This window comes from Sphingomonas benefaciens, from assembly GCF_052907485.1.
On the sequence record NZ_JBREIC010000001.1, the window covers coordinates 537,289 to 564,245 of the forward strand.

Annotated in this window: 24 protein-coding genes; 6 read left to right on the forward strand and 18 right to left on the reverse strand. The window is 69.4% G+C overall.

Features of this window, described 5'->3' with window-relative positions:
- Positions 1 to 24: 24 nt before the first annotated feature.
- Positions 25 to 1,281, reverse strand: coding sequence for a M24 family metallopeptidase (locus ACU5AX_RS02575; RefSeq protein WP_446689541.1), 1,257 nt, complete (start codon positions 1,279 to 1,281; stop codon positions 25 to 27).
- A gap of 75 nt (positions 1,282 to 1,356) precedes the next feature.
- Between ACU5AX_RS02575 and ACU5AX_RS02580 the strand changes: the two genes are divergently transcribed.
- Positions 1,357 to 2,679: a dicarboxylate/amino acid:cation symporter gene (locus ACU5AX_RS02580; protein WP_446689542.1), complete on the forward strand. Its 1,323-nt coding sequence runs from the start codon at positions 1,357 to 1,359 to the stop codon at positions 2,677 to 2,679.
- Here ACU5AX_RS02580 and ACU5AX_RS02585 read toward each other — a convergent pair.
- The 6 genes from ACU5AX_RS02585 to ACU5AX_RS02610 form a co-directional block, all read right to left on the reverse strand.
- Positions 2,670 to 3,305: a glutathione S-transferase family protein gene (locus ACU5AX_RS02585; protein WP_446689543.1), complete on the reverse strand. Its 636-nt coding sequence runs from the start codon at positions 3,303 to 3,305 to the stop codon at positions 2,670 to 2,672. The two genes, ACU5AX_RS02580 and ACU5AX_RS02585, sit on opposite strands and share 10 nt — an antisense overlap.
- A 5-nt stretch (positions 3,306 to 3,310) precedes the next feature.
- A complete protein-coding gene (locus ACU5AX_RS02590; protein WP_446689544.1) occupies positions 3,311 to 4,132 on the reverse strand; it encodes a class I SAM-dependent methyltransferase in 822 nt (273 codons plus the stop codon).
- A 423-nt stretch (positions 4,133 to 4,555) separates the two neighbouring features.
- On the reverse strand, positions 4,556 to 5,629 hold the full coding sequence (recA, locus tag ACU5AX_RS02595; protein ID WP_198352867.1) for a recombinase RecA: 1,074 nt from the start codon (positions 5,627 to 5,629) through the stop codon (positions 4,556 to 4,558).
- A 144-nt stretch (positions 5,630 to 5,773) separates the two neighbouring features.
- Complete coding sequence (locus ACU5AX_RS02600; protein ID WP_446689545.1) at positions 5,774 to 6,598, reverse strand: 4-(cytidine 5'-diphospho)-2-C-methyl-D-erythritol kinase; 825 nt, start codon at positions 6,596 to 6,598, stop codon at positions 5,774 to 5,776.
- Entirely contained in the window at positions 6,595 to 8,178 is a 1,584-nt protein-coding gene (locus ACU5AX_RS02605) for a tetratricopeptide repeat protein (protein ID WP_446689546.1), read from the reverse strand. Before ACU5AX_RS02605 ends, ACU5AX_RS02600 begins: the two co-directional genes overlap by 4 nt.
- Before the next feature lie 10 nt (positions 8,179 to 8,188).
- Positions 8,189 to 9,844, reverse strand: a complete 1,656-nt coding sequence (locus ACU5AX_RS02610) for an electron transfer flavoprotein-ubiquinone oxidoreductase (protein WP_446690450.1) — start codon at positions 9,842 to 9,844, stop codon at positions 8,189 to 8,191.
- Positions 9,845 to 9,983: 139 nt separating this feature from the next.
- On the opposite strand from ACU5AX_RS02610, the gene ACU5AX_RS02615 reads away from it, so the two are divergent.
- Together ACU5AX_RS02615 and ACU5AX_RS02620 are read left to right on the forward strand one after the other, a co-directional pair.
- A complete protein-coding gene (locus ACU5AX_RS02615; protein WP_446689547.1) occupies positions 9,984 to 10,739 on the forward strand; it encodes a uracil-DNA glycosylase in 756 nt (251 codons plus the stop codon).
- Positions 10,740 to 10,759: 20 nt separating this feature from the next.
- On the forward strand, positions 10,760 to 12,571 hold the full coding sequence (locus ACU5AX_RS02620) for a lytic transglycosylase domain-containing protein (protein WP_446690451.1): 1,812 nt from the start codon (positions 10,760 to 10,762) through the stop codon (positions 12,569 to 12,571).
- Between the two features lie 60 nt (positions 12,572 to 12,631).
- On the opposite strand, the gene ACU5AX_RS02625 is transcribed toward ACU5AX_RS02620, so the two are convergent.
- Positions 12,632 to 13,492 carry a protein-L-isoaspartate(D-aspartate) O-methyltransferase gene (locus ACU5AX_RS02625; RefSeq protein ID WP_446689548.1) on the reverse strand — a complete coding sequence of 287 codons (861 nt, stop codon included), beginning with the start codon at positions 13,490 to 13,492 and terminating at the stop codon, positions 12,632 to 12,634.
- 278 nt (positions 13,493 to 13,770) lie between these two features.
- On the opposite strand from ACU5AX_RS02625, the gene ACU5AX_RS02630 reads away from it, so the two are divergent.
- On the forward strand, positions 13,771 to 15,372 hold the full coding sequence (locus ACU5AX_RS02630) for a long-chain fatty acid--CoA ligase (RefSeq protein ID WP_446689549.1): 1,602 nt from the start codon (positions 13,771 to 13,773) through the stop codon (positions 15,370 to 15,372).
- A gap of 43 nt (positions 15,373 to 15,415) precedes the next feature.
- On the opposite strand, the gene ACU5AX_RS02635 is transcribed toward ACU5AX_RS02630, so the two are convergent.
- From ACU5AX_RS02635 to ACU5AX_RS02650, 4 genes are all read right to left on the reverse strand, one after another.
- Complete coding sequence (locus ACU5AX_RS02635; protein WP_446689550.1) at positions 15,416 to 15,562, reverse strand: hypothetical protein; 147 nt, start codon at positions 15,560 to 15,562, stop codon at positions 15,416 to 15,418.
- 73 nt (positions 15,563 to 15,635) lie between these two features.
- On the reverse strand, positions 15,636 to 16,157 hold the full coding sequence (locus ACU5AX_RS02640; RefSeq protein ID WP_446689551.1) for a ferritin-like domain-containing protein: 522 nt from the start codon (positions 16,155 to 16,157) through the stop codon (positions 15,636 to 15,638).
- A gap of 82 nt (positions 16,158 to 16,239) precedes the next feature.
- Positions 16,240 to 17,631: an ArnT family glycosyltransferase gene (locus ACU5AX_RS02645; RefSeq protein WP_446689552.1), complete on the reverse strand. Its 1,392-nt coding sequence runs from the start codon at positions 17,629 to 17,631 to the stop codon at positions 16,240 to 16,242.
- A 35-nt stretch (positions 17,632 to 17,666) separates the two neighbouring features.
- Positions 17,667 to 18,743 carry a PA0069 family radical SAM protein gene (locus tag ACU5AX_RS02650; protein WP_446689553.1) on the reverse strand — a complete coding sequence of 359 codons (1,077 nt, stop codon included), beginning with the start codon at positions 18,741 to 18,743 and terminating at the stop codon, positions 17,667 to 17,669.
- Between the two features lie 55 nt (positions 18,744 to 18,798).
- Between ACU5AX_RS02650 and ACU5AX_RS02655 the strand changes: the two genes are divergently transcribed.
- Positions 18,799 to 19,134 carry a VOC family protein gene (locus ACU5AX_RS02655; RefSeq protein ID WP_446689554.1) on the forward strand — a complete coding sequence of 112 codons (336 nt, stop codon included), beginning with the start codon at positions 18,799 to 18,801 and terminating at the stop codon, positions 19,132 to 19,134.
- 6 nt (positions 19,135 to 19,140) lie between these two features.
- Here the strand turns inward: ACU5AX_RS02655 and moaB are convergent, their stop codons facing one another.
- Both moaB and dnaE read right to left on the reverse strand, forming a co-directional pair.
- Positions 19,141 to 19,668, reverse strand: coding sequence for a molybdenum cofactor biosynthesis protein B (gene moaB, locus ACU5AX_RS02660; protein ID WP_198352857.1), 528 nt, complete (start codon positions 19,666 to 19,668; stop codon positions 19,141 to 19,143).
- Between the two features lie 4 nt (positions 19,669 to 19,672).
- A complete protein-coding gene (gene dnaE, locus ACU5AX_RS02665) occupies positions 19,673 to 23,275 on the reverse strand; it encodes a DNA polymerase III subunit alpha (RefSeq protein WP_446689555.1) in 3,603 nt (1,200 codons plus the stop codon).
- 94 nt (positions 23,276 to 23,369) lie between these two features.
- Here dnaE and ACU5AX_RS02670 point away from each other — a divergent pair, with 94 nt between their 5' ends.
- Positions 23,370 to 23,951 (forward strand): HdeD family acid-resistance protein, encoded by a 582-nt coding sequence (locus ACU5AX_RS02670; RefSeq protein ID WP_446689556.1) that lies wholly within the window; start codon positions 23,370 to 23,372, stop codon positions 23,949 to 23,951.
- Between the two features lie 4 nt (positions 23,952 to 23,955).
- Here the strand turns inward: ACU5AX_RS02670 and ACU5AX_RS02675 are convergent, their stop codons facing one another.
- From ACU5AX_RS02675 to ACU5AX_RS02690, 4 genes are read right to left on the reverse strand one after another with little or no spacing between them, the layout of a single operon-like run.
- The gene (locus ACU5AX_RS02675) at positions 23,956 to 24,435 is read right to left on the reverse strand and encodes a glutathione peroxidase (protein ID WP_446689557.1); all 480 of its coding nucleotides are present in this window, start codon (positions 24,433 to 24,435) and stop codon (positions 23,956 to 23,958) included.
- Entirely contained in the window at positions 24,432 to 25,028 is a 597-nt protein-coding gene (locus ACU5AX_RS02680) for a GNAT family N-acetyltransferase (RefSeq protein ID WP_446689558.1), read from the reverse strand. Before ACU5AX_RS02680 ends, ACU5AX_RS02675 begins: the two co-directional genes overlap by 4 nt.
- Complete coding sequence (locus ACU5AX_RS02685; protein ID WP_198352852.1) at positions 25,025 to 25,699, reverse strand: ABC transporter ATP-binding protein; 675 nt, start codon at positions 25,697 to 25,699, stop codon at positions 25,025 to 25,027. Before ACU5AX_RS02685 ends, ACU5AX_RS02680 begins: the two co-directional genes overlap by 4 nt.
- Positions 25,692 to 26,936, reverse strand: coding sequence for a lipoprotein-releasing ABC transporter permease subunit (locus ACU5AX_RS02690; protein WP_198352851.1), 1,245 nt, complete (start codon positions 26,934 to 26,936; stop codon positions 25,692 to 25,694). The genes ACU5AX_RS02685 and ACU5AX_RS02690 overlap by 8 nt, the downstream gene beginning before the upstream one ends.
- Positions 26,937 to 26,957: the final 21 nt, after the last annotated feature.

The window sequence follows — 26,957 nt, forward strand, 5'->3', positions numbered from 1 at the left end:
GGCCCGCCTCAAGGCGACTCGTCGTCATACCGGTGCGTCGATCGACGTCGGCGGCGTCGAGAACCAGCGCGGCCCCTCCCCGGTCATGTGGAAACAATCCTCGAGCCGGACGCCGAACCGGCCGGGGAGGTAGAGACCCGGTTCGTCGGAGAAGCACATGCCGACGGCGAGCGGGGTCGTCTCGCCATGGACGAGGTTGACGGGCTCGTGCCCGTCCATGCCGATGCCATGGCCGGTGCGGTGCGACAGGCCCGGCAGGCGATAGCCCGGTCCGTAACCGGCGCGCTGGTAGAGCGCGCGGACGGCGTCGTCGACGCTGCCCGCCGGCGCGCCGAGGCGCGCCGCGGCGAGCGCGGTCTGCTGGCCGCGGGCGACGAGGTCCCAGACGTCGCGCTGCTCTTTGCTCGCGCGGCCCTGCGGCACCCAGGTGCGCGACACGTCGGACTGATAGCCCTGCACCGTACAGCCGCAGTCCATCAGCAGGATCTCGCCCGGCGTCAGCCGGTGCACCTCGCGGCTGCCGTGCGGCAGGGCGGCGGCGGGGCCGATCAGCGCCAGCGCGAATTCGGGATCGCCGCCCAGCTTACGGGTCGCCGCGTTCATCAGCGCGCCAATCTCGCCGCCGGTCATCCCGGGCTCGACGCGCGGATGCAGCCAGCGATAGGCGGCGATCGTGACGTCGGTGGCACGCTGCATCAGCGCGATCTCCGCCGGCGTCTTGATCATCCGGCAGCCGCGCACGACCGGATTGGCCGAGACCAGCCGCGCGTGGCCGAGCGCGCGGGCAAGCCCGTCGGACACGAAGTAGCGGACGCTCTCCTCGATACCGACGGGACGGCCGGCCAGATGGCGGTCGCGCAGGAAGCCGGCGACAATGCGCAACGGATCCTCGTCCTCCTGCCAGACGCGAACCTCGGCCGGCACCGCCAGCGTCTGGCGGACCGATGGCTCCTCGAAAAAGGGCGTGACGATGCACGGCTGCCCTTCGACCGGGATCACCGCCGCGGTCAGCCGCTCGCTGCGCCCCCAGCGCACGCCGGTGAAATAGATCAGGCTGGAACCCGGCTCGACCAGAATCGCGCCGATTCCCGCCGCCTTCATCAGCGCCTGCGCGCGCGCCAGCCGGTCGGCGCGTTCGGCCGGGCCGATCGGCACCGCATCGCCGGTGATGTCGCGCAGCGCCGACAGGTCCGGCTCGGCGGCGCGCAGGATGGCGGCGGAGGCGAGCGGCAGCAGCGTGGCGGCAGCAAGCAGCGAGCGGCGGGAGGGCGTGAAGGCCATGTTGCCAAAGCGATAGGGCGCTTGACCCGCGCGCCGCAATCCCCTCTCTGTCGCGCCGTTACCGGGGAGCATCGAATGGCCAAGCGGCTGACCTTCTATATCCTGATCGGCCTGGTGCTGGGCATCGTCGTCGGCCTGGTCCTCAACGGACTGCTCGACGACGGCACGCCGGCCGCCGCGGCGCGGCTGAAGAGCATCGCCGGCTATTTCACCATCGGCACCAGCGTCTTCCTGCGGCTGATCAAGATGATCATCGCGCCGCTGGTCTTCGCCACCCTCGTCTCCGGCATCGCGCAGATGGGCGACACCGCCGCCCTGGGCCGGGTCGGCGCGCGGGCGATCGGCTGGTTCATCGGCGCGAGCCTGGTCTCGCTGAGCCTCGGCCTGGTGCTGGTCAATCTGCTGCGCCCGGGCGTCGGCATCAACCTGCCGCTGCCGCCGGTCACCGCCGACGCCGGCGTGGCGACCGCGGCGTTCAGTCTCGATAAGTTCATCACCCATATCGTCCCCGCCTCGATGATCGAGGCGATGGCGACCAACGAGATCCTGCAGATCGTCGTCTTCTCGATCTTCGTCGGCGTCGCGATCACCGCGGTCGGCGAGAAGGGCCAGCCGCTGATCCGCGCGGTCGACGGGTTGGTCGCGGTGATGCTGCAGATCACCGACTATGTCATGCGCGTCGCGCCGTTCGCAGTGTTCTGCGCCGTCACCGCGACGCTCGCCGAGCGCGGCGCCGGGGTGATCGGACAGCTCGCCTATTTCATGGGCAGTTTCTACCTCGCGCTCCTCGTGCTGTGGGCGGTGCTGCTCGGCCTCGGCTTCCTGGTCATCGGCGGGCGGATCACAGACCTGGTCCGCTACATCCGCGAGCCGTTGCTGGTCGCCTTCACCACCGCCTCGTCGGAAGCCGCCTATCCGCGGATGCTGGAGGCGCTCGACCGGTTTGGGGTGCCGCCGCGCATCGCCAGCTTCGTGCTGCCGCTCGGCTATTCGTTCAACCTCGACGGCTCGATGATCTACATGACGTTCGCGTCGCTGTTCATCGCCCAGGCCTATGGCATCGCCATTCCGCTCGGCACGCAGATCGCCATGCTGCTGTTCCTGATGATCTCGTCCAAGGGCATCGCCGGCGTGCCGCGGGCCAGCCTGGTGGTGATCGCCGCAGTGCTGCCGGTGTTCGACATTCCGGAGGCCGGGCTGCTGCTGATCCTGGCGGTCGACCATTTCCTCGACATGGGCCGCACCGCGACCAATGTCGTCGGCAATGCGGTGGCGAGCGCGGTGGTGGCGAAATGGGAGGGCGGCTTCGATCCGCGCGAGCCGGTCGCGATCGAGCCGCCGCATGCCCCGTCGGGCGGCCCGGCGCCGCAGGCGCCGGACAGCCTCCGTCAGGCGTAGGCATAGGGCCCACCCTGCGCCAGCGCCGCCTGATAGGCGGGGCGGGCGTGGATCGTGTCGAGCCAGGCGATCGTGTGCGGGCGTGACGCGTCGAGCCCGGCGCGGCTGCGCGCCGCCTCGAGCGGAAAGCTCATCATCACGTCCGCCGCGGTCAGCGCGTCGCCGGCGAACCAGGGCCGCTGCGCCAGCTCCGATTCGACATAATCGAGGTGCACGTCGATCATCGGCTGGATGCGCTTTTGCGCCGCCTTGCCGAACAGCGGCACGCGGCCGAGCACCAGCTTGACCAGCAGCGGCGGCATCAGCGAGCCCTCGGCATAATGTAGCCAGAAGCGGTAGCGGAGCGCCGAGTCGCGGTGCGCCGGCGGCCCCAGGCGACCATCCGCCTTCTCGACCAGATATTCGACGATCGCGCCGGTCTCGGCGATCACCCGGCCGCCATCGGCATCGAGATCCTCGATCACCGGCGACTTGCCGAGCGGGTGGATGCGCTTCAGCTCCGGCGGGGCGAGCATCGTCTGCTTGTTCCGCTCGTAGCGCTTGACCTGATAGGGCAGGCCAAGCTCCTCCAGCATCCACAGCACCCGCTGCGACCGGCTGTTTGCGAGATGATGGACGATGATCATCGTGCTTACCCCCTTGCCCGCGCGGACCAGATCCAGGCCGCAGCGGGAAAATCGATCGTGGACCCATTTCGTTGCGCCGCCAAGCGATCGCGCAGTCGCGCCAGCATCGCCGCGCGATCGGCGGCGGCGGCATCGCGCAACAGGCGCGCCGCAGGGCCGATGCGGCCGAGGAAGGCAATGGCGTCGGCGACCGGATCGTCGCCTTCGCCGACGCGATAGGCGAAACCGACCTTGACCGGCTGCGCCGCCTGCCAGCCGGCCGCGGCCAGCCATGCCGCCACCCGATCGGGTTCGGCAAAAGCAAAGGGGCCGGGCGCATAGCCATCGGGTGGGGCGTCGGGCGGGCCGACAAGCAGCGACCAGGGATTGTCCGCCTGGGCCGCGAAGCAGCTGAACACCAAGGGGCCGCCGGGCGCCATCGTCCGATGCAGGTGCGCGAAGGCCGCCGCGGGATCGGCGAAGAACATGACGCCATGGCGGGACAGGACGAGATCGAGCGGCGCGGCCGCTTCCGCCGCCGACAGGGCGTCGCCGTGGTGGAAGCGGATATGGGGCAGCGCGGCGCATCGCTGACGCGCGACGGCGAGCAGAGGCCGGGACAGGTCGACGGCGGTGATCGCCGCGTCGGGGCGCGCGGTCGCAAGCGCCGCGGTGGTGGCGCCGGCACCGCAGCCGAGATCGAGCGCCGCGAACGCGCCCGGCGGCGCGGCGGCGAGGATCGCTGCATCGAGCCGCGGCGCCAGATCGGCGAAGGACCGGTCGGTGCGCCGCCACTCCTCCGCCCATATGTCTCCGACCCGCCCCGTCCAGTCGCCGCTCGCCGTCATTCCGTCCTCCGATGATCGTGTCGCTGCCAACCTCCGCCGCCAGCTGTCGGAAGGGCTATGCCGGGGCGCGCTTTCCGCGAGGAGGCCTCGGTCGCTGTAGGGGGATCTGTCCGTTGGAAGGTCTCAAAGGTCACACCCAGGCGTCCTCTCGCGAAAAGTCTCAAAGGTCGCACCCGGGCGCCCTCCCGCGGAAGGTCTCGAAAGTCGCACCGCGGCCGCCTCAAGGAAAGTCTCAAAGGTCGCACCGAAGCAGCCTCGCGCTGAAAGCCTCGAAGGTCGCACCGAAACGCCTCGCCAGAACGTCGCGTCGGAGCGCCCTGGCGTCATCGCTCTGCCAGCCGCGCGTCGGAGGCGGGGCGGCTGCAAACGAAAAGAGGCCCTTCGTCGCCGAAGAGCCCCTTTCCTTTCGCACGGCTGGTCGGATCACAGATCGTCGTCGGCATCCGGACCGGTCATCATCTCCTCGGCGACCTTGTCGGTGCGCTGGCGGATCGCCTTTTCGAGGCGGTCGGCCATTTCGGGATGTTCGCGCAGATAGTTCTTCGCATTCTCGCGGCCCTGGCCGATGCGGGTGCTGTCGTAGCTGAACCACGCGCCCGACTTTTCGACGAGACCCGCCTTGACGCCGAGGTCGAGGATCTCGCCGATCTTCGAGATGCCTTCGCCGTACATGATGTCGAATTCGACCTGCTTGAACGGCGGCGCGACCTTGTTCTTCACCACCTTGACGCGCGTGGCGTTGCCGACGATGTCCTCGCGATCCTTGATCTGGCCGGTGCGACGGATGTCGAGGCGGACGGAGGCGTAGAACTTCAGCGCGTTGCCGCCCGTCGTCGTCTCCGGATTGCCGTACATCACGCCGATCTTCATGCGCAGCTGGTTGATGAAGATCACCATGCAGCGCGAGCGGCTGATCGAGCCGGTCAGCTTGCGCAAGGACTGCGACATCAGCCGCGCCTGCAGGCCGACGTGGCTGTCGCCCATCTCGCCCTCGATCTCCGCGCGGGGCACCAGCGCCGCGACCGAATCGACGACCAGCACGTCGATGGCGTTGGAGCGCACCAAAGTATCGGTGATCTCGAGCGCCTGTTCGCCGGTATCCGGCTGCGACACGATCAGCTCGTCGATGTTGACGCCGAGCTTCTTGGCATAGACCGGGTCGAGCGCATGTTCGGCGTCGACGAAGGCCGCGGTGCCGCCGTTCTTCTGCGCCTCGGCGATGACGTGCAGCGCGAGCGTCGTCTTGCCCGAGCTTTCCGGCCCATAGACCTCGATGACGCGGCCGCGCGGCAGGCCGCCGACGCCGAGCGCGATGTCGAGACCCAGCGAGCCGGTCGAGATCGCCTCGACCTGCATCGCCTCCTTCTGGCCCAGCTTCATCGCCGAGCCCTTGCCGAAGGCGCGGTCGATCTGCGCGAGGGCGGCGTCGAGCGCCTTCTGACGGTCTGCGTTTGCGGTAGCCATACCGGAGTCGATCACTTTCAGATTGGCGGCCATAAGGATGTTCCCTTCGCTTAGGCGATGCGCGCGCGCGGGGCAACGCGGTTGACAGCCATGTACATCTTTTGTTCCGGTGGAACAAGAGGGGAACCGGATGTTCCTGGGCGAACGTAGGATTTTTTCCGCAACGCCGTGCGGCGGTCAGTCCAGCGTGGTCGCCAGTGCCCACCAGCCCCGCCCCCGGGCCGCTTCGGCCGCTGCGTCCCGCGCCGTCTCGCTCTCGAACAGCGCGAAGCAGGTGGCGCCCGAGCCGGACATGCGGGCGAGCGTCCCGCCGTCGGCGCGGTCGAGCAGCGCCCGCACCTCCGCGATGACGGGGGCGAGCGCGGTGGCGGGCGGCTCCAGGTCGTTGCGGCCGGCGTGGGCGGTGGCGAGCAGGTCCGCGCCGACCGCGAGCGGTCCGCGGTCGATGCCGTCCCAGCGGGCGAACACCGCCGCGGTCGATACGGCGACGCCGGGATTGACCAGCAGCAGCGGCGTGCCGGCGAGCCCGGCGACCGCGACCAGTGCCTCGCCCCGGCCGGTACCCAATGTCGTCCGCCCGTCGAGACAGGCGGGCACGTCGGCGCCGAGCGCCGCCGCGATGGCGAACAGCCGCGGGTCGTCGCTCGCCGTTCCCGCCAGCCGGGCGAGCGCGCGCAGCGTCGCCGCCGCGTCCGCCGAACCGCCGCCGATGCCGGAGGCGATCGGCAGATGCTTGTCGAGTGAGATCGCCACCGCTCCGCCGCCGAAGGTCGCGCGGAAGGCATCACGGGCCCGCAGCACGAGATTGTCGGGTGCCGGCTGCAAAGCCGCCGCAAACGGTCCGGTGATGGCGAAATCGTCCTCCGCCGCCGGCACGACGGTGATCGTGTCGCCGTCGCGGGCGAAGGCGAACAGCGTCTCGAGCTCGTGATAGCCGTCGGCGCGTCGGCGGCGGACGTGGAGGGCGAGGTTGATCTTCGCCGGTGCGGGCTCGACGATCATCGCCGCGGCAATCCATTGGCGATCTTGCCGGCGAGGCGCTGGCTGTCGCCGGCGTCGGCGACGACCTGCGCGGCCCGCCAGGCATAGCGCGCCTCGTAGCGGCGGCCGAGCGTCCAGAAGAGATCGCCGAGATGTTCGCCGATCTCGGCATTGTCGGGCTCGCCGATCGCCGCCGCCTCGACCAGCGGCAGGCCGCGGGCGGTCTGGCCGCCGAGGTGATAGACCCAGCCGAGCGAATCGGTGATCGACGTGTCGTCGGGCTTGAGCGCATGCGCGCGTTCGAGCATCCGCGTCGCAGCGGGCACGTCCTCGCCGTGCGCCGCCTTGGCATAGCCAAGATAGTTGAGCGCCAGCGGTTCCGCCGGCCCGAGCTGGACGGCGCGTTCCAGCGCCGGCCGCGCCCGCTTCCAGTCGCCGGCCTGATCGAGCGCGCCGCCATATTGCAGCCACAGCGTCCACTCACCGGTGCCACCGGCATCGAGCACGCGGCGGTACCAGGGTGCCGCCTCCGCATAGCGCGACGCGGCGACGAGCCGGTCGCCGTAACGCTGCCAGTCGCCGTCGGTGGACTCCGGTCGCTCGGCCTGGGTCTTGGCGAGGGCCAGCGCCTCCGCCTCGCGACCGGCACCGGCGAGCGCGGTGACGCGCGCCGCGGCGGCGGAGGACGCAAAGGGGCTGGTCGTCGGCACGGCGGCAAGCTGCGCCAGCGCGGCATCGGTCGCGCCGTCGGCGGCGAGCGCGCTGGCGAGCAACAGGCGCGCGCGGTCGTTGGCGGGATCGGCGATCAACGCGGTACGGGCGAGCGAGGTCGTCAGCGGCGACGCCCCCTGCCCGGCCAGGTCGCCGGCGATGCGGGCGAGCAGACGCGACACGCCGAAGCCGAGCGTCGGCCTGGCGGCGATGCCGGTGCGGAAGGCGGCGAGCACCGGATCGTCGCCGGCGATCAGGGTACGCGCCGGCTGCGCCTCGCCGCGGGCGAACAGCAATTGCGCCGCGGCGAGGCGCAAGTCGATCGGCGCGCCGGTCGCCTGCAGCGCCTGCACCGCGGCGAGGCCGTCGTCGGTCTTGCCGCGCGCGATCTGCAACAGCGCGCCCGTTTCGGCGGCGAGGCGTTCGGCGATCGGCTGCTTCAGCGCCGCTGCCGCGGCCAAGGCCGGCGCCGGGTCCTTGCCCTCGGCAAAGGCGATCCAGCCGCGCAGCGACGGGGTCAGCACGGCGAGCGGCGTACCGTCGAGGCCCGCGACCGCGGTGGCGGCGGCTGCGGTATCGCCGCGCGCCGCCGCTTCGGCGAGCGGCAGCAGGGCGAGGTCGCCGGGCGCCTGCGCACTGCCCTTCAACGTCGCGGCGGCGCGGTTGGCGAGCGACAGGTCGCCGGCGGCCAGCGCCTCGCGAAAGGCGCGCAGCGCGATGCCGGTGTCCGCCGGCGCCGCCGCGAGCGCCTGGCCATAGCCGGCGGCGGCGACATCGACCCGCCCGCCAGCATCGGCGGCGCGCGCGGTCATATAGGCGGACAGGCCCCGCCCGACGTCGCGGGTATCGGCAAGGGCCGGCTGCGCGACGATGCTCGCAACCGACGTCAACAACAGGAGCTTACATGTTGGGATAATTGGGGCCTCCACCGCCCTCCGGCACCACCCAATTGATATTCTGGGTCGGGTCCTTGATGTCGCACGTCTTGCAGTGGACGCAATTCTGGGCGTTGATCACGAACTTCGGATCGCCCTCCTCGACACCCACCACCTCGTAAACACCGGCCGGGCAATAGCGTTGCGCCGGTTCGTCGTACAGCGGCAGGTCGTAGCTGATCGGAACGTCCGGGTCCTTCAGCGTCAGATGGACCGGCTGGTCCTCCTCGTGATTGGTGTTGGACAGGAACACCGACGACAGCCGGTCGAAGGTCAGCACGCCGTCGGGCTTGGGATAGACCGGCGGCTTGACCATGTCCTTGCGCCACAGCGTCTCGTGATCGGGATGGTGACGCATGGTGAACGGCATGCGGATGCCGAAATGCTCCAGCCACATCGTCACGCCGGCAAGGCCAGAGCCGAGGAAGTCGCCGAACTTCTTGACCAGCGGCACGACGTTGCGGACGACCGACAGTTCCTTCTTCACCCACGAATGCTCGAACGCCTCCGGATAGGCGGCGAGTTCGTCGTGCTCGCGCTGCGACAGGATCGCGTCGACCGCGGCCTCGGCGGCCATCATGCCGCTCTTCATCGCGGTGTGCGTGCCCTTGATCCGCGGCACGTTGAGGAAGCCGGCGCTGTCGCCGATCAGCGCGCCGCCGGGGAAGACCAGCTTCGGGATCGACTGCAGCCCGCCGTCGCTGATCGCGCGTGCGCCGTAGGAGACGCGCTTGCCGCCCTTGAGCAGCGCCGCGACCTCCGGATGCGTCTTCCACTTCTGCATCTCCTGGAAGGGGGAGATGTATGGGTTGGAATAGTTGAGCCAGGTGACGAAGCCGAGGCTGACCTGGCCGTTCGCCTGATGGTAGATCCAGCCGCCGCCATTGGCGTCGTCGCCGAGCGGCCAGCCCTGGGTGTGGATGACGCGGCCGGGCTGGTGCAGCGCCGGATCGATGTCCCACAATTCCTTGACGCCGAGGCCGTAGACCTGCGGGTCGCTGTCGTGCGCAAGGTCGAAGGTGCGGATCACCTCCTTGGTCAGATGGCCGCGGCAGCCTTCGGCGAAGAAGGTGTATTTGGCGTGGAGTTCGAGACCGGGCTGATAGTCCGGCTTGTGCGTGCCGTCGCGGGCGACGCCCATGTCGCCGGTGGCGACGCCCATCACCCGGCCCTGGTGGTCGAACAGCACCTCCGCCGCGGCGAAGCCGGGGAAGATCTCGACGCCCAGCTCCTCCGCCTTGCCAGCCAGCCAGCGGCAGAGGTTACCGAGGCTGCCGGTATAGGTGCCCTTGTTGTGCAGAAAGGGCGGCGTCCACAGGTGCGGCAGCACCGTCTTCTTCTTCGCCGACAGCACCCAATGCAGGTTCTCGGTCACCGCCACCTCGGCGAGCGGGCAGCCGTCCTCGCGCCAGTTGGGCAGCAGCTCGTCGAGCGTGCGCGGGTCGATCACCGCACCCGACAGGATATGCGCCCCGACCTCCGAGCCCTTCTCCAGCACGCAGACGCTGAGGTCGGCACCCTGTTCGGCGGCGACCTGCTTGAAACGGATCGCGGCGGTCAGGCCGGCGGGGCCGGCGCCGACGATCACCACGTCATAGGGCATCGATTCGCGGTTCGACATCATCTCACTCCCGGGGCCGGCGGCTTTCCGTAACGACAACGATCGCTGACAGCGATCGGGCGCGGGCCGGCAACGTCTTGTCTCCCGAACGCGATCGGACAAGTTGACGAAAACGTCAACCGCGGGAACAAGGCCGCCCGTGGGGGCCGATCAGCATCTCGACTGGATGAGCGCAGCCGCGGCGACGCTGGACTGGTGGCAGGAGGCGGGCGTCGACGCGCTCGTCGACGAGGCACCGCGCGACTGGCTGCGCACGCCGATGCCCGAAGCGCCGGCCTTGCCGCGGCCCGCCCCGGCCGGCAGCGCGCCCGTCGCCGCCCCTGCCCCGCCGCCCGCCGCGACGATGCCCGACGCGCTCGACGCCTTCCTCGCCTGGCGGCTGGGCGAGGCGGTGCCGGAGGCACGCTGGCACGGCATTTCCGTAGCGTCGAGCGGCCCGGCCGATGCCGCACTGATGGTGCTGGTCGACTGCCCGGACAAGGACGACGGCGATGCCGGCACGCTGCTCAGCGGCGCCGCCGGCCGGCTGTTCGACCGGATGCTCGCGGCGATCGGCCAGTCGCGGGACACGGTACACCTCGCCGCGGTCTGCGCACGCCGGCCGACCGCGGGGCGGATGCCGCGCGACGTCGAGGACGAACTCGCCACGATCGCCCGCCACCACATCGCCCTGGTCGGCCCGAAGCGGCTGCTGTTGCTCGGCAATGCGGCGAGCCGTGCGATTCTGTCGGCCGAAATGCCCGGCAGCCGCGGGTCTTTACACCCGTTTAACCATACACGCGGCACGACCGAGGTGGTCGCCAGCTTTCACCCGCGCTTCCTGATCGAGAAGCCGGTGGCGAAGGCGGAGGCCTGGAAGGACCTGCAATTGCTGATCGGGGGATTGTCCGCGTGACCCGCAAGCTGGCGCTAGTGATGGCGATGTCGATGGTGCCGGTGGCGGCACAGGCGAAGGGTGCGGCCGAGGCCTCGCCCGCCGGCGACGCCCGCCTGGCGACCCCGATGCGCGGCGGCGAAGCCGTGCCCGCCCAGCTCGATGCGCAACAGCGCGAAGGCTATCGCGCCGTCTTCCAGGCGATCCGCGACGGCCGCTGGCAGGATGCGCAGCTCGGCCTGGACGCGATGAAGCCCGGCCCGCTGCACGCGATCGCACGCGCCGAACTCTATACCGCCAAGGGATCGCCCAAGGTCGAGCTGGAGCCGCTGGTCGCGCTGCTCAACGATGCGCCCGAATTGCCGGAGGCGGCCGATGTGGCGCGGCTGGCGCGGGCGCGCGGGGCGAGCGACCTGCCGCCGCTGCCGGTGGCGCAGCGGCTGATCTGGCAGGACGGTGCGCCGCGCCGGGTCCGCGCCAAGACGACCCGATCGGATGAGATCGCCGCCGCGCTGGCGACGCAGATGCAGCCCTTCGTCAAGGCGGACATGGGCCGCGAGGCGCAGGCGCTGCTCGAATCGACCGGCGGGCTGAGCCCCGAGGCACAGACCGAATGGCAGGCCAAGGTTGCCTGGATGTATTATCTGTCCGGCGACGACGTCAGCACGCGCGCCCTCGCCGCCAAGGCCGGCGACGGCGTCGGCGATTGGGCGGTGCAGGGCCGCTGGATGGGCGCACTCGCCGCCTGGCGGCAGAATGATTGCGCCGCGGCGGAAAGCGGCTTCGAGGGCGTCGCGGCGCGGGCGACCGACATCGACCTGCGCGCGGCGGCACTCTATTGGGCGGCGCGCGCCGACGTGGTCTGCGGCCGGCCGGACAAGGTGCAGCCGCGCCTGCAGTCGGCGGCACAATTTTCCGAAAGCTTCTATGGCCAGCTCGCCCGCCAGGCGCTGCTGATCCGCGACAAGGACAAGCCGGCCGGCGGCGTCGTCGCCGCCGACTGGGCGCGGCTGGAGAAGCGGCCCAATCTGCGCGTCGCGGCGGCGCTGGTCGAGATCGGCGAGACCGATCTTGCCGACGACGTCATCCGCCAGCAGGCGCGGATCGGCGCGCCCGAGGAATTTGGCAGCCTGGTCCGCGTCGCCGAGGCGCTGAGCCTGCCCGCGACGACGGTATGGCTGGCGCACAATTGCCCGCAGGGCGTCACCGCGACGGCCGAGGCGCGCTATCCGACGCCGAACTGGACGCCGGTCAGCGGATGGCGCGTCGACAAGGCGTTGGTCTATGCCCACACGCTCGAGGAGAGCGGCTTCCGCAGCCGGGTGACCAGCCCGGCGGGCGCCTATGGCCTGATGCAGATCATGCCGGCGGCGGCGACCGATTATTCGCGCGAACAGGGCGTGCCGCTCGACAAGGCGGCGCTCGCCAAGCCGGCGACCAACATGGACATCGGCCAGCGCCATTTGGAGCGGCTGCGCGACATGGCGGGCATCACCGGCGGTCTGCTGCCCAAGGTGATCGCCGCCTATAACGCCGGGCCGAAGCCGGTCGGCGAATGGAACGCCATCGTCCGCGACGGCGGCGATCCGCTGCTCTACATCGAGAGCATCCCCTATTGGGAGACGCGCGGCTACGTCACGACGGTGCTGCGCAATTATTGGATGTACGAGGCGCAGTCGGGCCGCAAGGCGCATGCCAGCCGATCGGCACTGGCGCAGGGGCTGTGGCCGCGCTTCCCGGGCCTGCCCGGTGCGGCGGCGGTGCGCATGGACGCCCGCCCGGCGACCACCGCGATCGCGATCAACGGCAGCGTCTCGCCCCGTTCGACCACGGTGACGACGGCAAAGGACTGATCGGGCCCCGGCATCGCGGTTCGCACCTGGCCGCCTCGCACAGGTGATCCAGCGCATCCGCTAGAGGATGCCGACGATCGGCGCCTTGAAGCACAAGGGGATGGTGCGGTCGAACAGGCCATGCCTGGCGAATGGTGCGACGCGGCCGCCGGTGAAGGGCACGAACAACGCCGGTCCGAGGACGCATCGATCCAGGCTTCCGTCGGCGCGTTTGGTCATGCGCAGCAATTGCGTGCTCATATCGGTCGCCCCAATCGGCATCACGATCCGGCCGCCGACCTTCAACTGCTCGATCAACGGCGGAGGCGGCGCCGTGGCGCTCGCGGCGACGATGATACCGTCGAACGGGCCGCGATCCGGCCAGCCTGCAAAGCCATCACCAGCGCGCACGACGACGTTCGAATAGCCCATGCGGTGCAGGCGTGCCGCGGCAGCCCGCGCCAGCGGCGCGACGATCTCGATCGACGATACCCGGGCCGCGACATGCGCGAGCACCGCGGCCTGGTAACCGGAACCGGTGCCGATATCGAGGACGTTGGCGCGACGATCGGCGGGCAGATCGAGCGCAGCCGTCATGACGGCGACCACATAGGGGTCGGAGATGGTCTGGCCGAAACCGATCTGCTGAGGAAGGTCGACGTAGGCGGCGGCGCGCCCTTCGACCGGGACGAATTCGTCGCGCGGGATGGTGCCGATGACCGACAGCGCACGATCGAGCGCTGGCGTATCGGCGATGGGGTCGCCATCGCGAACGCCTGCGCGGATCTCGGCCACCATCGCGGCGCGCCGTTCAGCCGGGGTAGCGGCGGCTTGCGCCTTGGCCAGCGTCGATAAAGCATCGGCGGCGCCGGTCTGTCGTTGCGCGCATGCGGTCGTCAGCAGCGCGACGGCGATGATGAGTAGGTTGAGGCGCATGGGCATTCGGCGCCGTTCGGACAGCCCCGGATCGGCCGCAACAAAACATTTGTTCATGGTCCGCCGTCGCCGGACATGCCCGAAGCGTGAAAAGGCCGATCGATGGCCGCGCGTCGCCCCGCCACGATCGTCGGGACTGCGCCCAACCTCCATCGGCGATCACAGCGATGCCGACCGGCGCTGCACGGCCGGGACCTCACACGGGCGGCTTGTCCGATTTCCTGCCGGCGGTATGGTTGCCTGAACGGTGCCGTTCGACGGTGTCGCGGTGAAGGAGTGGGATAATGCTGGGCGGGATGCAGGATTTCGAACTTCGGGTTCCCTCGCTTATCGACCACGCGGCGCGCGAACATCCGACACGGGCGATCGTCAGCCGCTGGGCCGACGGGCGCGAGACGCGCACCGACTGGGCCGGGATCGCGCACGATGCGCGGCGGCTGGCGCAGGCGCTGGAGCGGCTCGGCATCGCGCCGGGCGAACGCGTCGCGACGCTGGCGATGAACCATGCGCACCATCTCGCCGCTTGGTATGGCGTGATCGGCGTGGGCGGCGTGATCCACACGATCAATCCGCGGCTGTTCGATGATCAATTGGTCTATATCGCCAACCATGCCGCCGATCGCGTGCTGCTCTACGACCGCGCCTTCCAGCCGATCGTCGACCGGCTGCGGTCCCGCTGGACGACGATCGACCATTATGTCGTGATGGACGGCGACGGCGCCAACGGCTTCGAAGCGTTGCTGGCCGCGGAGGACGGCGACTACGCCTGGCGGACGGGGCCGGAGCGCGACCCGTGCATGCTCTGCTACACCAGCGGCACGACCGGCAATCCGAAGGGGGTGCTGTTCACGCATCGCTCCAGCATCCTCCACGCGCAACTCGTCGCCTCCCCCGCGGTGCTCGGCCTGACCGCCGGATCGGTGTTGTTGCCGGTGGTGCCGCTGTTCCACGCCGCAGCCTGGGGCACGCCGTTCGCGGCGCCGATCGCCGGCGCGACGCTGGTGATGTCCGCGGTCAACGACGCCGGCGTGCTGTGCGACCTGATGAACCGCGAGCGAGTGACGATCTCGTCGGGGGTGCCGACCGTCTGGCTGGCGATGTTCGCGCACATCGATGCCACCGGGCAGCGGCCCGAGCATCTGCGGCTGGCGACGATCGGCGGCTCGGCGGCACCGCGCGCGATGATCGCGCGGCTGATGGACATGGGGGTCGAGGTCAAGCATCTGTGGGGCATGACCGAGACCTCGCCGGTGGCGACGGTCGCCGCGCCGCCGCCGGGCTTCGCCGACTGGCCGCGGGAGGCGCAGCTCGACCTGCTCGTCCGCCAGGGTCAGGTCCCCTATGGGATCGAGCTGACGATCCGCGACGCCGACGACCGGCCGTTGCCGCGCGACGGCGTCAGCGCGGGGCGGCTGCATATCCGTGGGCCGTGGGTGATCCAGCGCTATTTCGGCGCCGAGCAGGATGCGGTGGATGCCGACGGCTGGTTCGACACCGGCGATGTCGCCATCCTTCATCCCGACGGTACGATGCAGATCACCGATCGGTCGAAGGACGTGATTAAGTCCGGTGGCGAATGGATCAGCTCGGTCGAGCTGGAGAATGCGGCGCTCGGCTGTCCCGGTGTCGCCGAGGCGGCGGCGATCGGTGTGCCGCATCCGAAATGGGACGAACGGCCGCTGCTGCTGGTCGTGCGCAAGCCCGAGGCGGCGGTCGACGCGGCAGCGATCCGCGCGCATCTCGCCGGTGCGGTGGCACGGTGGTGGCTGCCCGACGCGATCCTGTTCGTCGACGACCTGCCGCATACCGCGACGGGCAAGCTGCTCAAGACCGCCCTGCGCGACCGCTATCGGGATTTCCGGTTCGACGGCGCCACACCGGCGTGACCGGCGGCCGGGCGCTTGGCCCGACGGCGGTCAGCTGGCGACGTCAGCCCTCGTTGTCGTCGTTGTCGGGCGCATGATTGCCATAACCGGCACCGGATTCCGGTGTCTCGGCACGGTTGGCGTCGGTGCCCTCCGCGCCTTCGCGCTGGCGATCGGCGTCGTTCGGGGTCGGCTGTTCGGGATCGGTCATCGTATTGTCCTCCATCCGTGACAGAACCGTTCGGGCCGGCGAAGCGATCCCGATGCGTCTATCCGGCGGGCGATCAATGGCTCGCCGTCGCACCGGCGGCGCGCAGGTCGGCATATTTGCGGGTCAGATCCGGCAGGCTATCGAGCACCCAGGCGGCCATCCTTTGCTCCTCGCCGAGCGACTGTTCGAGCAGGCTACGCTGGCCGCCGAAGCCGCCGAGCTCGGCGAGCGTCAGCAGGCCGGTGTAACTGGCAATCTCGAAATGCTCGAAGGCATGGTTGGCGAAGCTGTTCTTGAGGATCTCGTCCGGGGCGAAGACGTGCGCCAGCGCGGCGAGATTGCCCGAGATGCTGAGGCCGAGATCCTTCAGCGCCGACGGCGTTTCGTCGAAGCCGCTCAGGATCTCGTCGATCCGGCTGATCTGCGTCTCCGTCTCGCCGCGGTGACGGCGCAGCTGCGCCTCGACTTCCGGATAATTGGCGAGATGGTCGAGCTGCCGGTCAATCAGCGCCAGCGCCTGATGCTCGACGCCATGGGCGTTCTTCAGGCCGGTGACGAACAGCGAGCGGACGACGTCGGTCGGTACGGTGGCCATGCGAGGGTCCTCCTTGGCTGGAAAGGGTCCCAGCTCAACGAGCCTTGCCTTGGGAGGATGCAGTAAAAGTGTTTAACCTCAATCAGTTGGTTCGAGCGTAGACGGCGTAGCCGAGCGTCGTGCCGACCCGGCGATAGTGGCTGCGGACCGCGGTGCGGACGAGCGCCACGGTGGCGGGATTGTCGCCGCTGCCGGAGCGGCGCGAAACGATCACCGGCGGGCGCGACGCCAGGATGCGCGCCACCTCCACCTGCGGATCGATGCCGATCGCGCCGCGCTCGCTGATGTTGCCGAGATGTTCGGAGAAGGGGTAACGGGTCGGCAGACACGATCCGCTTGCCGTGTAGAAGGCCGGCGGCCCGAGGAAGATGTAGGCGCAGCCCCGCCCCCGGTAACGGTCGATCAGCCGCGCGGACGCGACAACCGCACGCCGCGCCATCGCCGTCTCGCCGCGATGGGGATAGCCCGACAGCCACAGGAACCAGCCGGCGGGAATCGCGAGCAGCGCCGCCGGCGCCCAGGAGCGGCGTACCGCCAGCCCGGCGCCAAGCGCGATCGGCAGCATCAGCGGCATCGCATAATGGACCAGATAGGGCGGGATCGCGAGCCAGCCGAGCAGCGCCGCCGCCAGCCAGCCGGCCAGGAACGGGCGCATCGGCCCGGCGTGGCGCGCGATGCCGTATAGCGCCACCGCCAGCGGGATGGCGACGATCGCCGCGGTGTTGATCACCCGGCCGCCCACCGGGTCGCTCGGCGTGATGCCGCGCAGGAAGATCGAATCGACATTGGCGAACCACCAGGCCTGGCCGTGGCCGCAGACCGCATAGACGCCATAGGCCAACAGCGTCGGTGCCAGCGCCAGCGCGATCATCGCCGCCGCCTCGCCCGCCAGCGCAAGCAGCGCGCGCCCGCGTCGCCAATCGCCGAACAGGATGGCGGCGCCGAAGAAACAGCCCTCGAACACTACGGTCGGCTTGATCTGCAGCGCGACGCCGGCGAGCAGCATCGCCGCCGCCGTCCAACCGCGCCGCCCGCCGCTCGCCGCGCGCCACGCCGCCCAGGCCGCGGCGGCGACGAGCGGCTCGTAATAGACGGGCGCCTGCCCGCCGCGGCCACCGAGTGAGCCGATCCACAATATGTAGACCAACCCGCCGACCAGTCCGCACCAGGGCGATGCGATCCGCGTCAGCCACGTTGCGATCAGCATCGCCGTCCCGCCGACGCAGAGCAGCGCGAGCAGATGATAGGCGACGATCGGATCGCCACCGAAGGCCTGCGATCCGGCATAGATGAGGAACAGCCCGATCGGCTTGCGGTCCCAGATGTCGACATACGGCCAGGCGCCGTCCCACATGCGGCGGGCGACCAGCAGGTACATCTGCTCGTCATAGTCGATCAGCGGATTGCCGATGTCGGGCAGGCGCAGCGCCACCGCGGCGAGGCAGAGGATCAGCCAGGCGCGGCGCAGCGTCATCGCCCCGCCTCTAGCGCGGGATGGTTACCAGCGCGCTAAAACAATTCGCCCTGCGGCCCGGCGGGCGGCCGGAACAGGTCGCAGCGCAGCGTCACCCCGCGGTTGACGAGGCCATGGCGGCGGCAGGCGATGCGGAAGCGCGTCCGCATCAGTTCCGCCCACGGCCCCTGCCCCTGCATCCGGGTGAAGAAGCCGGGGTCGTTGTCGCGGCCGCCGCGCAGCGACTGGATCGTCGCCATCACCTTGCCGGCGCGATCGGGATAATGAGCGTCGAGCCAGGCGCGGAACAACGGCGCGACCTCGTGCGGCAGGCGGACGGGGATGAAGAAGCAGGCGCGTGCCCCCGCCCGCGCCGCCCGCTCGACCAGATGCTCCAGCTCGTGATCGGTGATCGCCGGGATCACCGGCGCGATCGAGACATAGGTCGGCACGCCGGCGTCGGCGAGCGTGCGCACTGCCGCCAGCCGCCGCTCCGGATGCGGCGCGCGCGGCTCGAGCGTGCGGGCGATGACCGGATCGAGCGAGGTGACCGACACCGCCACCGCCGCCAGCCCCTGCGCCGCCATCGGTGCGAGGATGTCGAGGTCGCGGACGACGCGATCCGATTTGGTGGTGATGGTCAACGGGTGGTGGGTGTCGCGCAACACCTCCAATATGCTGCGGGTGATCCGCCAGTCGCGCTCGATCGGCTGATAGGGATCGGTGTTAGTGCCGAGCGCCATCGGCCGCACCTCGTACTGGCGCTTGGCGAGCTCGGCGCGGAGCAAGGCCGGCGCATCGGGTTTGGCGAACAAGCGGCTTTCGAAGTCGAGCCCCGGCGACAGGTCATGGAAGGCGTGGCTCGGCCGCGCGAAGCAATAGATGCAGCCGTGTTCGCAGCCGCGATAGGGATTGATCGACCGGTCGAAACCGACGTCGGGGGAGGTGTTGCGCGCGATGATCGTGCGCGGATGCTCGACCGTCACCGACGTCGCCAGCGGCGGCGGCGCGCCGTCGATATCGGCGCGTGCATCCAGCCAGTCGCCATCCACCTCCGTCTGGGGCAGGTTGAAGCGCGTGCTTTCCCGGTTCCAGGTAGCGCCGCGCACCGGACGTGGCTTGCGTTCGGGCATCGCCGGAGCCTAAAAGAAACGTCAGAACATAGCAAGAACGTAAGCGAGTAGAGACGTGGCACGACTCAACTATTGCGAACTGCCGGTGGCGGACACCGGCCGCGCCAAGGCCTTCTATGGGGCGGCCTTCGGGTGGGAGATCATGGACTTCGGGCCGAGCTACGCTGCGACGACAAGCGGCGATACCGATCTCGGCTTCCAAGCGGACGAGGCCGAAAAGACCGCATCGGTGCTACCGGTGATCGCGGTCGACGATCTCAACGCCGCATTGGCGGCGGTGGAGAAGGCCGGTGGGCGGATCGCCAAGGCCATCTTCGCCTTCCCCGGCGGCCGGCGCTTCCACTTCTTCGATCCGGACGGGCACGAACTCGCCGTCGTCCAGAACGACTGACGCGCGCTACCGCTCGGTCAGCCGCGGCATCAGTTCGACGAAGTTGCACGGGCGGTGGCGGCTGTCGAGCTGGTCCTTGAGGATGCCGTCCCAGCCGTCCTTCACCGCCCCGGTGGAGCCGGGCAGCGCGAAGACATAGGTGCCGCGCGCGACGCAGGCGCAGGCGCGCGACTGGACGGTCGAGGTGCCGATCTTGGCATAGCTGAGCCAGCGGAACAGTTCGCCGAAGCCCGGGATCATCTTGTCCGCGACACGCTCGACTGCCTCGGGGGTGACGTCGCGGCCAGTGACGCCGGTGCCGCCGGTGGTGACGATACAGTCGACGGCGGGATCGTCGATCCAGCGGTCGAGCTGCGCCGCGATCGCATCGACGTCGTCGCGCAGGATCACCCGATCGGCGAGGACGTGCCCCGAGTCGGCGATCCGCGCCACCAATGTGTCGCCGGAGCGGTCGTCGGCGAGGCCGCGCGTGTCGGAGACGGTGAGCACCGCGATACGGACGGGCAGGAACGGCAGGGCGGCGTCGATCGGCATCGGATCAGCCCACCGAGCGCAGCTGCGAGGCGGCGCGGTCGAGCGCGACCTCGGTGATGCCGGGGATCGCCTCGATCGCGGCGACCAGTTCGAGGTCGAGCAGGAAGTCGCGGCCGAGCAGCAGCTTCGCCTCGCCGCCCTCCATCGGCAGCCGCACACGCACCTCGCCGCGCGCGCCGCGCTGCGGCCCGAGCAGTTCGGCGAGGCGGCCAAGCGCCGCCGCATCCGCGACGCGTGCCTCGATGATAAAGCGCGCGTGGGTCGCCAGGCTCTCGAACGGCTGGATGCGCTTCACCGAGACGCGCGGCGTCTCCTCGCCCGGCCGCCGGTCGAGCTCGACGGTGATCAGCCCGCAGCCGCCCTCGCGCGCCGCCTCTTCCAGATCGGCGGCGACGCCATCGTCGAAACAGGTCGCCATGAACTGGCCGCTCGCGTCGGACAGCGTCGCCATCATATAGCGCTTGCCGCGCGCCGAGGTGCGCCAGCGCGCCTCCTCGACCAGCACCGCCATGGTCGCGCCGGCGCGCGTGCCGTCCTCCGGAATGCGCAATTCGGTCAGCGCGACATATTGCCGGGCGCCATGCATCCGCGCGAGATGGGTGTGGCGGTCGACCGGATGCGCGGAGAAATAGAAGCCGAACGCCTCCTTCTCCTGCTCCATCGCCTGCGCCATCGACCAGCGCAGGTTCGCCTGCAGCTTGATCGTGTCGCCGGCGACGTGGTCAGCACCGAACAGGCCGCCCTGACCGCTGGTCCGCCCGGCATGCGTATGCGCGGCGAGGCCGAGGATGGTTTCCGCCACCGCATGGACCGCCGCGCGGTTCGGCTCGATCGAGTCGAAGGCGCCGGCGGCGGCGAGCGTTTCGAGCTGGCGCTTGTTGATCAGCCGCGGATCGACCCGCTCGGCGAGGTCGTCGAGGCTCTTGAACGGTCCTGCCGCTTCGCGTTCGGCGACGAGCTTTTCCATCGCGCCCTCGCCGACCGACTTGAGCGCACCGAGAGCATAGCGGACCGCAAGGCCCCGCTCCTCGCCCTCGCCGACCTCCTGCACGTCGAATTCCGCCTCGCTGGCGTTGATGTCCGGACCGACCACGGTGACGCCGAGGCGGCGCATGTCGTCGACGAAGATGCTCAGCTTGTCCGTCAAGGCCATGTCGTAGCACATCGACGCGGCGAAGAATTCGTGCGGGTGATGCGCCTTCAGCCAGGCGGTCTGATAGGCGAGCAGCGCATAAGCGGCGGCGTGGCTCTTGTTGAAGCCATAGCCGGCGAACTTGTCGATCAGGTCGAACAGCTGGTTGGCATAGTCCTTCTTGATGCCGTTATGCTTGGCGCAGCCCTCGACGAAGGTGGCGCGCTGGGCGTCCATCTCCGCCTTGATCTTCTTGCCCATCGCGCGGCGCAGCAGGTCGGCGCCGCCGAGGCTGTAGCCGGCGAGCACCTGCGCCGCCTGCATCACCTGTTCCTGATAGACGAAGATCCCGTAGGTCTCCTTCAGGATCGGCTCGAGCAAGGGATGCGGATAGGTCAGCTCTTCCGTGCCCTGCTTACGCCGGCCGAAGGACGGGATATTGTCCATCGGGCCGGGGCGGTAGAGCGAGACGAGCGCGACGATGTCGCCGAAATTGGTCGGGCGGACCGCCGACAGCGTGCGCCGCATGCCCTCCGATTCGAGCTGGAAGACGCCGACCGTGTCGCCCTTCTGCAGCAGCTTGTAGACGCCCTCGTCGTCCCAGGTCAGCGCGTCGAGGTCGACCGCGATGCCGCGCTTGGCGAGCAGCTGCACCGCCTTCTTGAGCACCGACAGCGTCTTGAGGCCGAGGAAGTCGAACTTCACCAGCCCCGCGCCCTCGACATATTTCATGTCGAACTGCGTCACCGGCATGTCGGAGCGCGGATCGCGATAGAGCGGCACCAGCTGCGCGAGCGGCCGGTCGCCGATCACAACGCCGGCGGCATGGGTCGACGAATGGCGCGGCAGCCCCTCCAGCTTGGTGGCGAGGTCGAGCAGGCGGCGGACCTGATTGTCGTTGGCATATTCCTTCGCCAGCTCGGGCACGCCGTTGAGCGCGCGCTTCAGGTCCCAGGGATCGGTCGGGTGGTTGGGGACGAGCTTGGCGAGCCGGTCGACCTGGCCGTAGCTCATCTGCAGCACACGGCCGGTGTCCTTGAGCACCGCGCGCGCCTTCAGCTTACCGAAGGTGATGATCTGCGCGACCTGGTCGCGGCCGTATTTCTCCTGCACGTAGCGGATCACCTCGCCACGCCGGGTTTCGCAAAAGTCGATGTCGAAGTCGGGCATCGACACGCGTTCCGGATTGAGGAAACGTTCGAACAGCAGGCCGAGCTTGATCGGATCGAGATCGGTGATGGTCAGCGCCCAGGCGACCGCGCTGCCCGCGCCCGAGCCGCGGCCCGGCCCCACGGGAATGTCGTGATCCTTCGCCCATTTGATGAAATCCGCGACGATCAGGAAATAGCCGGGGAAACCCATCTGGACGATGACGTCGATCTCGAAGTCGAGCCGCTCGAAATACTCCGGGAAGCGGCTGCGGAGATAGTCGGGGGTGACGTCGTCGACGGCGGCCGAGGTTGCGGGGCCGACCGGCTCGGCAGCCGCACTTTCCGCCACGGTACCGAGCGGCACCTCCGCCACCGCGACGCCGCGCTCGACCTCGACGATCCGGCGCAACCGCGCCTCCAGCCCGGCATGGGCATCGCGGCGCAGCATCATCGCCTCGCCCTCGCGGTCGCCGGCGAGGCTGGGCAGGATCGGCTTGCGCTTCGGCGCCGCCACCGCGCAGCGCTGCGCGACGAGCAAGGTATTGTCGATTGCCTCGGGCAGGTCGGCGAACAGCTCGCGCATCGCCGCCGCCGGCTTCAGCCAGGCGTCGGGCGAGGATTTCGGCCGGTCGTCGCTTTCGACATAGGTGGAATGGGCGATGCACAGCATCGCGTCATGCGCGTCGAGAAAGCCGCTGTCGGCGAAGCAGCAGGGATTGGTCGCGACCAGCGGCAGGTCGCGGGCATAGGCAAGGTCGATCAGTGCCTGCTCCGCCGCCTCTTCGACCGGGTCGCCGCGGCGGGCGAGCTCGATGAACAACCGATCGCCGAACAGCGCCTGCAGCCGGTCGCAATAGGCCTCCGCCCGCGCCGGCTGGTCCTCGGCGAACAGCCGCGCCAGCGTCCCCTCGCCCGCGGCGGTCAGCGCAACCAGCCCGTCGGTACGGCCGGTCAAAGCGGCGAAATCGACGTGCGCCGGCTGTTCGACCGGGCGGTCGAGATGCGCCAGGCTGACCAGGGCGCAGAGATTGTCGTAGCCGGTCGCATCCTGCGCATAGAGCGCCAGCCAGTCGAGCGGCGCGGCCACCCCCTCCGGCATGTCGGGCCGCGCGACGCACAGCATCGTGCCGATCACCGGCTGCACGCCGTCCTTCTTGGCCGCGTCGGAAAAGGCCATGGCGGCATAGAGGCCGTTGCGGTCGGTGAGGCCCGCGGCGGGGAATTGCAACGCCTTGGCCTGTTTGGCGATCGCCTTCGGCTCGATCGCGCCATCCAGCATCGTGTAGGACGAAAAGATACGGAGCGGCACGAACCCGGAATGCATCGCGCCCATGTAGCGGATGGGGGGCGATTCGAACAGGGACGGCGCGGAACCGGCGGTGGATAACTCCGTTGCGTCAGAAACGGAGGGATCGAACATGACCGACGCGCGCAGCTTCACCGACCCGCTCGCCACCGGCTCCGCCGGCGCTGGCTGGGGATGGATTCTCGCTTATGGTGTGGTGTCCGCTCTACTGGGCCTCGCCGCCTTCGCCTGGCCGTTCGCCGCGACGCTGGCGGCAACGCTGGTGATCGGCGCCTTCTTCATCGCGGCGGGCATCGTCTCGATCGGCGCCGGCATCTTCGGCAAGGGGCATGAAGGCCGCGGCTATGCGATCGGCTTCGGCCTGCTGTCGCTGATCGTCGGACTGCTGATGGCGTTCGAGCCGGCGACCGGCGCCTTCTCGCTGACGCTGATGGTCGCCATCTGGCTTGGGGTGCGCGGCGCGATGGAGATCGGGCTGGGCGCGCGCTTTCGCCGCGGGCGTGGGCTGATGATCGCGCTCGGCGTCATCAATATCCTGCTCGCCGTCTACGTGCTGATGACCTTGCCATGGTCGGCGCTGACGCTGCCCGGCTTCATTCTGGGCATCAGCTTCCTGTTCGGCGGCGTGACCTCGATCGCCGCGGCGCTGAACCACCGCAAGGGCGCACCCGCCTTCGCCACGCCGGCGGTGTGAGTCGCTAGAGCAGCGCCTCAATGTCCGCCGCCAGCGCCTCCGGCTTGGTAGTCGGGGCATAGCGGCGGACGACCTTGCCGGACCGGTTGACGAGGAACTTGGTGAAGTTCCACTTGATCGCTTGCGAGCCGAGCAGTCCCGGCGCCGCCGCCTTGAGCCGATCGAACAGCGGATCGGCGGCGGCGCCGTTGACGTCGATCTTGGCGAAGACCGGAAAGGTCACATCGTAGGTCAGCGAACAGAAGCTGGCGATCTCCGCCGCATCGCCCGGCTCCTGGCTGCCGAATTGGTTGCACGGGAAGGCGAGCACCGCGAAGCCGCGCTCGGCATAGCGGCGGTAGAGCGCCTCCAGGCCTTCATATTGCGGAGTAAAGCCGCATTGCGAGGCGGTGTTGACGATCAGCAGCACCTGCCCGGCCCACCGGTCGAGCGCCACTGGCGCGCCGTCGGCGCCGCGGATGGAAAGGTCGGTGATGGTCGTCATCCGTCGTGCCTCGCCAGCAAATATTGGAGGTTCGCTTTCACCCCCGGCCATTCACGGTCGAGGATCGAATAGACGATGGTGTCGCGCAGCCGCCCGTCCGCCATCTGCTGATGGCCACGCAGCACGCCGTCCTTCTTGGCGCCGAGCCGCTCGATCGCCCGCTGACTACGGAGATTGAGCGCGTCGGTGCGGATCTGGACGCACTGGCAGTCGAGCGTCTCGAAGGCGTGGCTCAGCAGCAGCCGCTTGGCCTCGGTATTGACGCCGGTGCGCTGCACCGCCTTGGCGTAGAAGGTACCGCCGATTTCCAGCCGGCGGTGGCTGGGGTTCATCCGCATCAGCCGGGTCGTGCCGACCAGCTGCCCGTCGGGCGTCTCCACCGCGAACAGGCGTGCGCGGCCATAATCCTGTTCCGCCGCCGCCGCCGCCCACCAGCGGTCCGGCGTCTTCATCATCGCGACGTTGGCGTAGAAGATGTCCCACAGGCCGCCGACGCGCGCGACCTCGACCAGCGCCGGCAAATCGGCCTCGACCAGCGGGCGCAGCGTGACATGGCGACCGACCAGGGTCGGCGTGTCACGCCAACCGGTCACGACAAGACGCCGTCGTGCAGGCGGACGACGCGATCCATCTTCTGCGCCAGCCGCTCGTTATGCGTCGCGATCAGCGCCGCCGAGCCCTCGCCGCGGACCAGCCGCAGGAATTCGGCGAGGACGACATCGGCAGTCGATTCGTCCAGATTGCCGGTCGGCTCGTCGGCCAGCACCAGCATCGGCCGATTGGCGAGCGCGCGGGCGACGGCGACGCGCTGCTGCTCGCCGCCCGACAGTTGGCTCGGCCGATGGGTCAGCCGGTGGCCGAGGCCGAGCGCGGTCAGAAGCCCGGCGGCGCGAGTCTCCGCCGCACTCCGCTCGGCCCCCTGGATCAGCTGCGGCAGCACGACATTCTCGGTGGCATTGAAGTCGGGCAGCAAATGGTGGAACTGATAGACGAAGCCCAAACGGTCGCGGCGCATCACGGTGCGGCCGTGCGCGTCGAGGCTCGCCGCCTCCTCGCCGCCGATGCGGATCGAGCCTTCGAACCCGCCCTCGAGCAGACCGACCGCCTGCAGCAGGGTGGACTTGCCCGATCCCGACGGCCCGACCAAAGCGACGATCTCGCCGGGGCCGACCGACAGCTCGACGCCGCGCAGCACATGGATCGTATGGCCGCCCTGGGTGAAGCTGCGCGTCAGGCCGCGGGTCTGGAGGACGGCGTCATTCATAGCGCAGCACCTGTACGGGGTCGGTGCTCGCCGCCTTCCACGCCGGATAGAGGGTGGCGAGGAAGCTGAAGCCGAGCGCCATCACGGTGATGACGACGATCTCGACCGGGTCGGGCTTGGACGGCAGTTCCGTCAGATAGCGGATTGACGGATCCCACAGATTCTGGCCGGTGACGAACTGGACGAAATTGACCACCGCTTGGCGGTAGAACAGGAACACCGCGCCGAGGATCAGGCCGGCGACCGTTCCGAGCGCGCCGATGATCGTGCCGACGGTGACGAAGATGCGCATCATCCCAGCCCGCGTCGCGCCCATGGTGCGCAGGATCGCGATGTCGCGCGTCTTCGCGCGGACCAGCATGATCAGGCTGGACAGGATGTTGAACACCGCGACCAGGATGATGATCGACAGCACGGTGAACATCGCGACGCGCTCGACCTCCAGCGCCTGAAACAGCTGCGCGTTCATCGACCGCCAGTCCTGAATGATCGCACCGGGTGGCAACTTGTCGGCGAGCGGCGCGAGGATCGGCCCGACCCGATCGGCATCGACGGTCTGCAATTCGATCATGCCGATCGCATCGCCCATCAGCAGCAGCGTCTGCGCATCCTGGATGGGCATCATCACGAACTGCTTGTCGTAATCGTACAGGCCGATCTCGAAGATCGCGCCGACCCGATAATTGACGATCCGCGGCACCGTTCCGAACGGCGTCGTCTGTCCCTGCGGATTGAACAGCTGGATTTCGCTGCCGACGGTCGCGCCCAGCGCCTCGGCGAGGCGGGAGCCGATCGCGATCCGCCCGCTTCCCGGCGTGACCGAGGCGAGCGAACCCATCACGATCTTCTTGCCGATCACGTCCTGCACGTCGTTCATCCGCACGCCGCGGACCAGCACCGCCTCGGCACGGCCGTTGTAGGTCGCGGCGAGCGGCTGTTCGATCAGCGGCACGGCGCTGGTCACGCCGGGGGTCGCGCGCGCCTGGCGGACGATGTCCTGCCAGTCCGGCAGGCGACCGCCGACGCTCTGGATCACGGCGTGGCCATTGAGCCCGACGATCTTGTCGAACAGCTCTGCCCGGAAACCGTTCATCACGCTCATCACGATGACGAGCGCGGCGACGCCGAGCATCACCGCGACGAGGCTGATCGAGGCGACGAGGAAGATGAACGCCTCGCCCTTGCCCGGCAGCAGGTAGCGACGGGCGATCATCCGTTCATAGCGCGAGAGGATCATGGCGCGAGCCTGTAAGCGGGC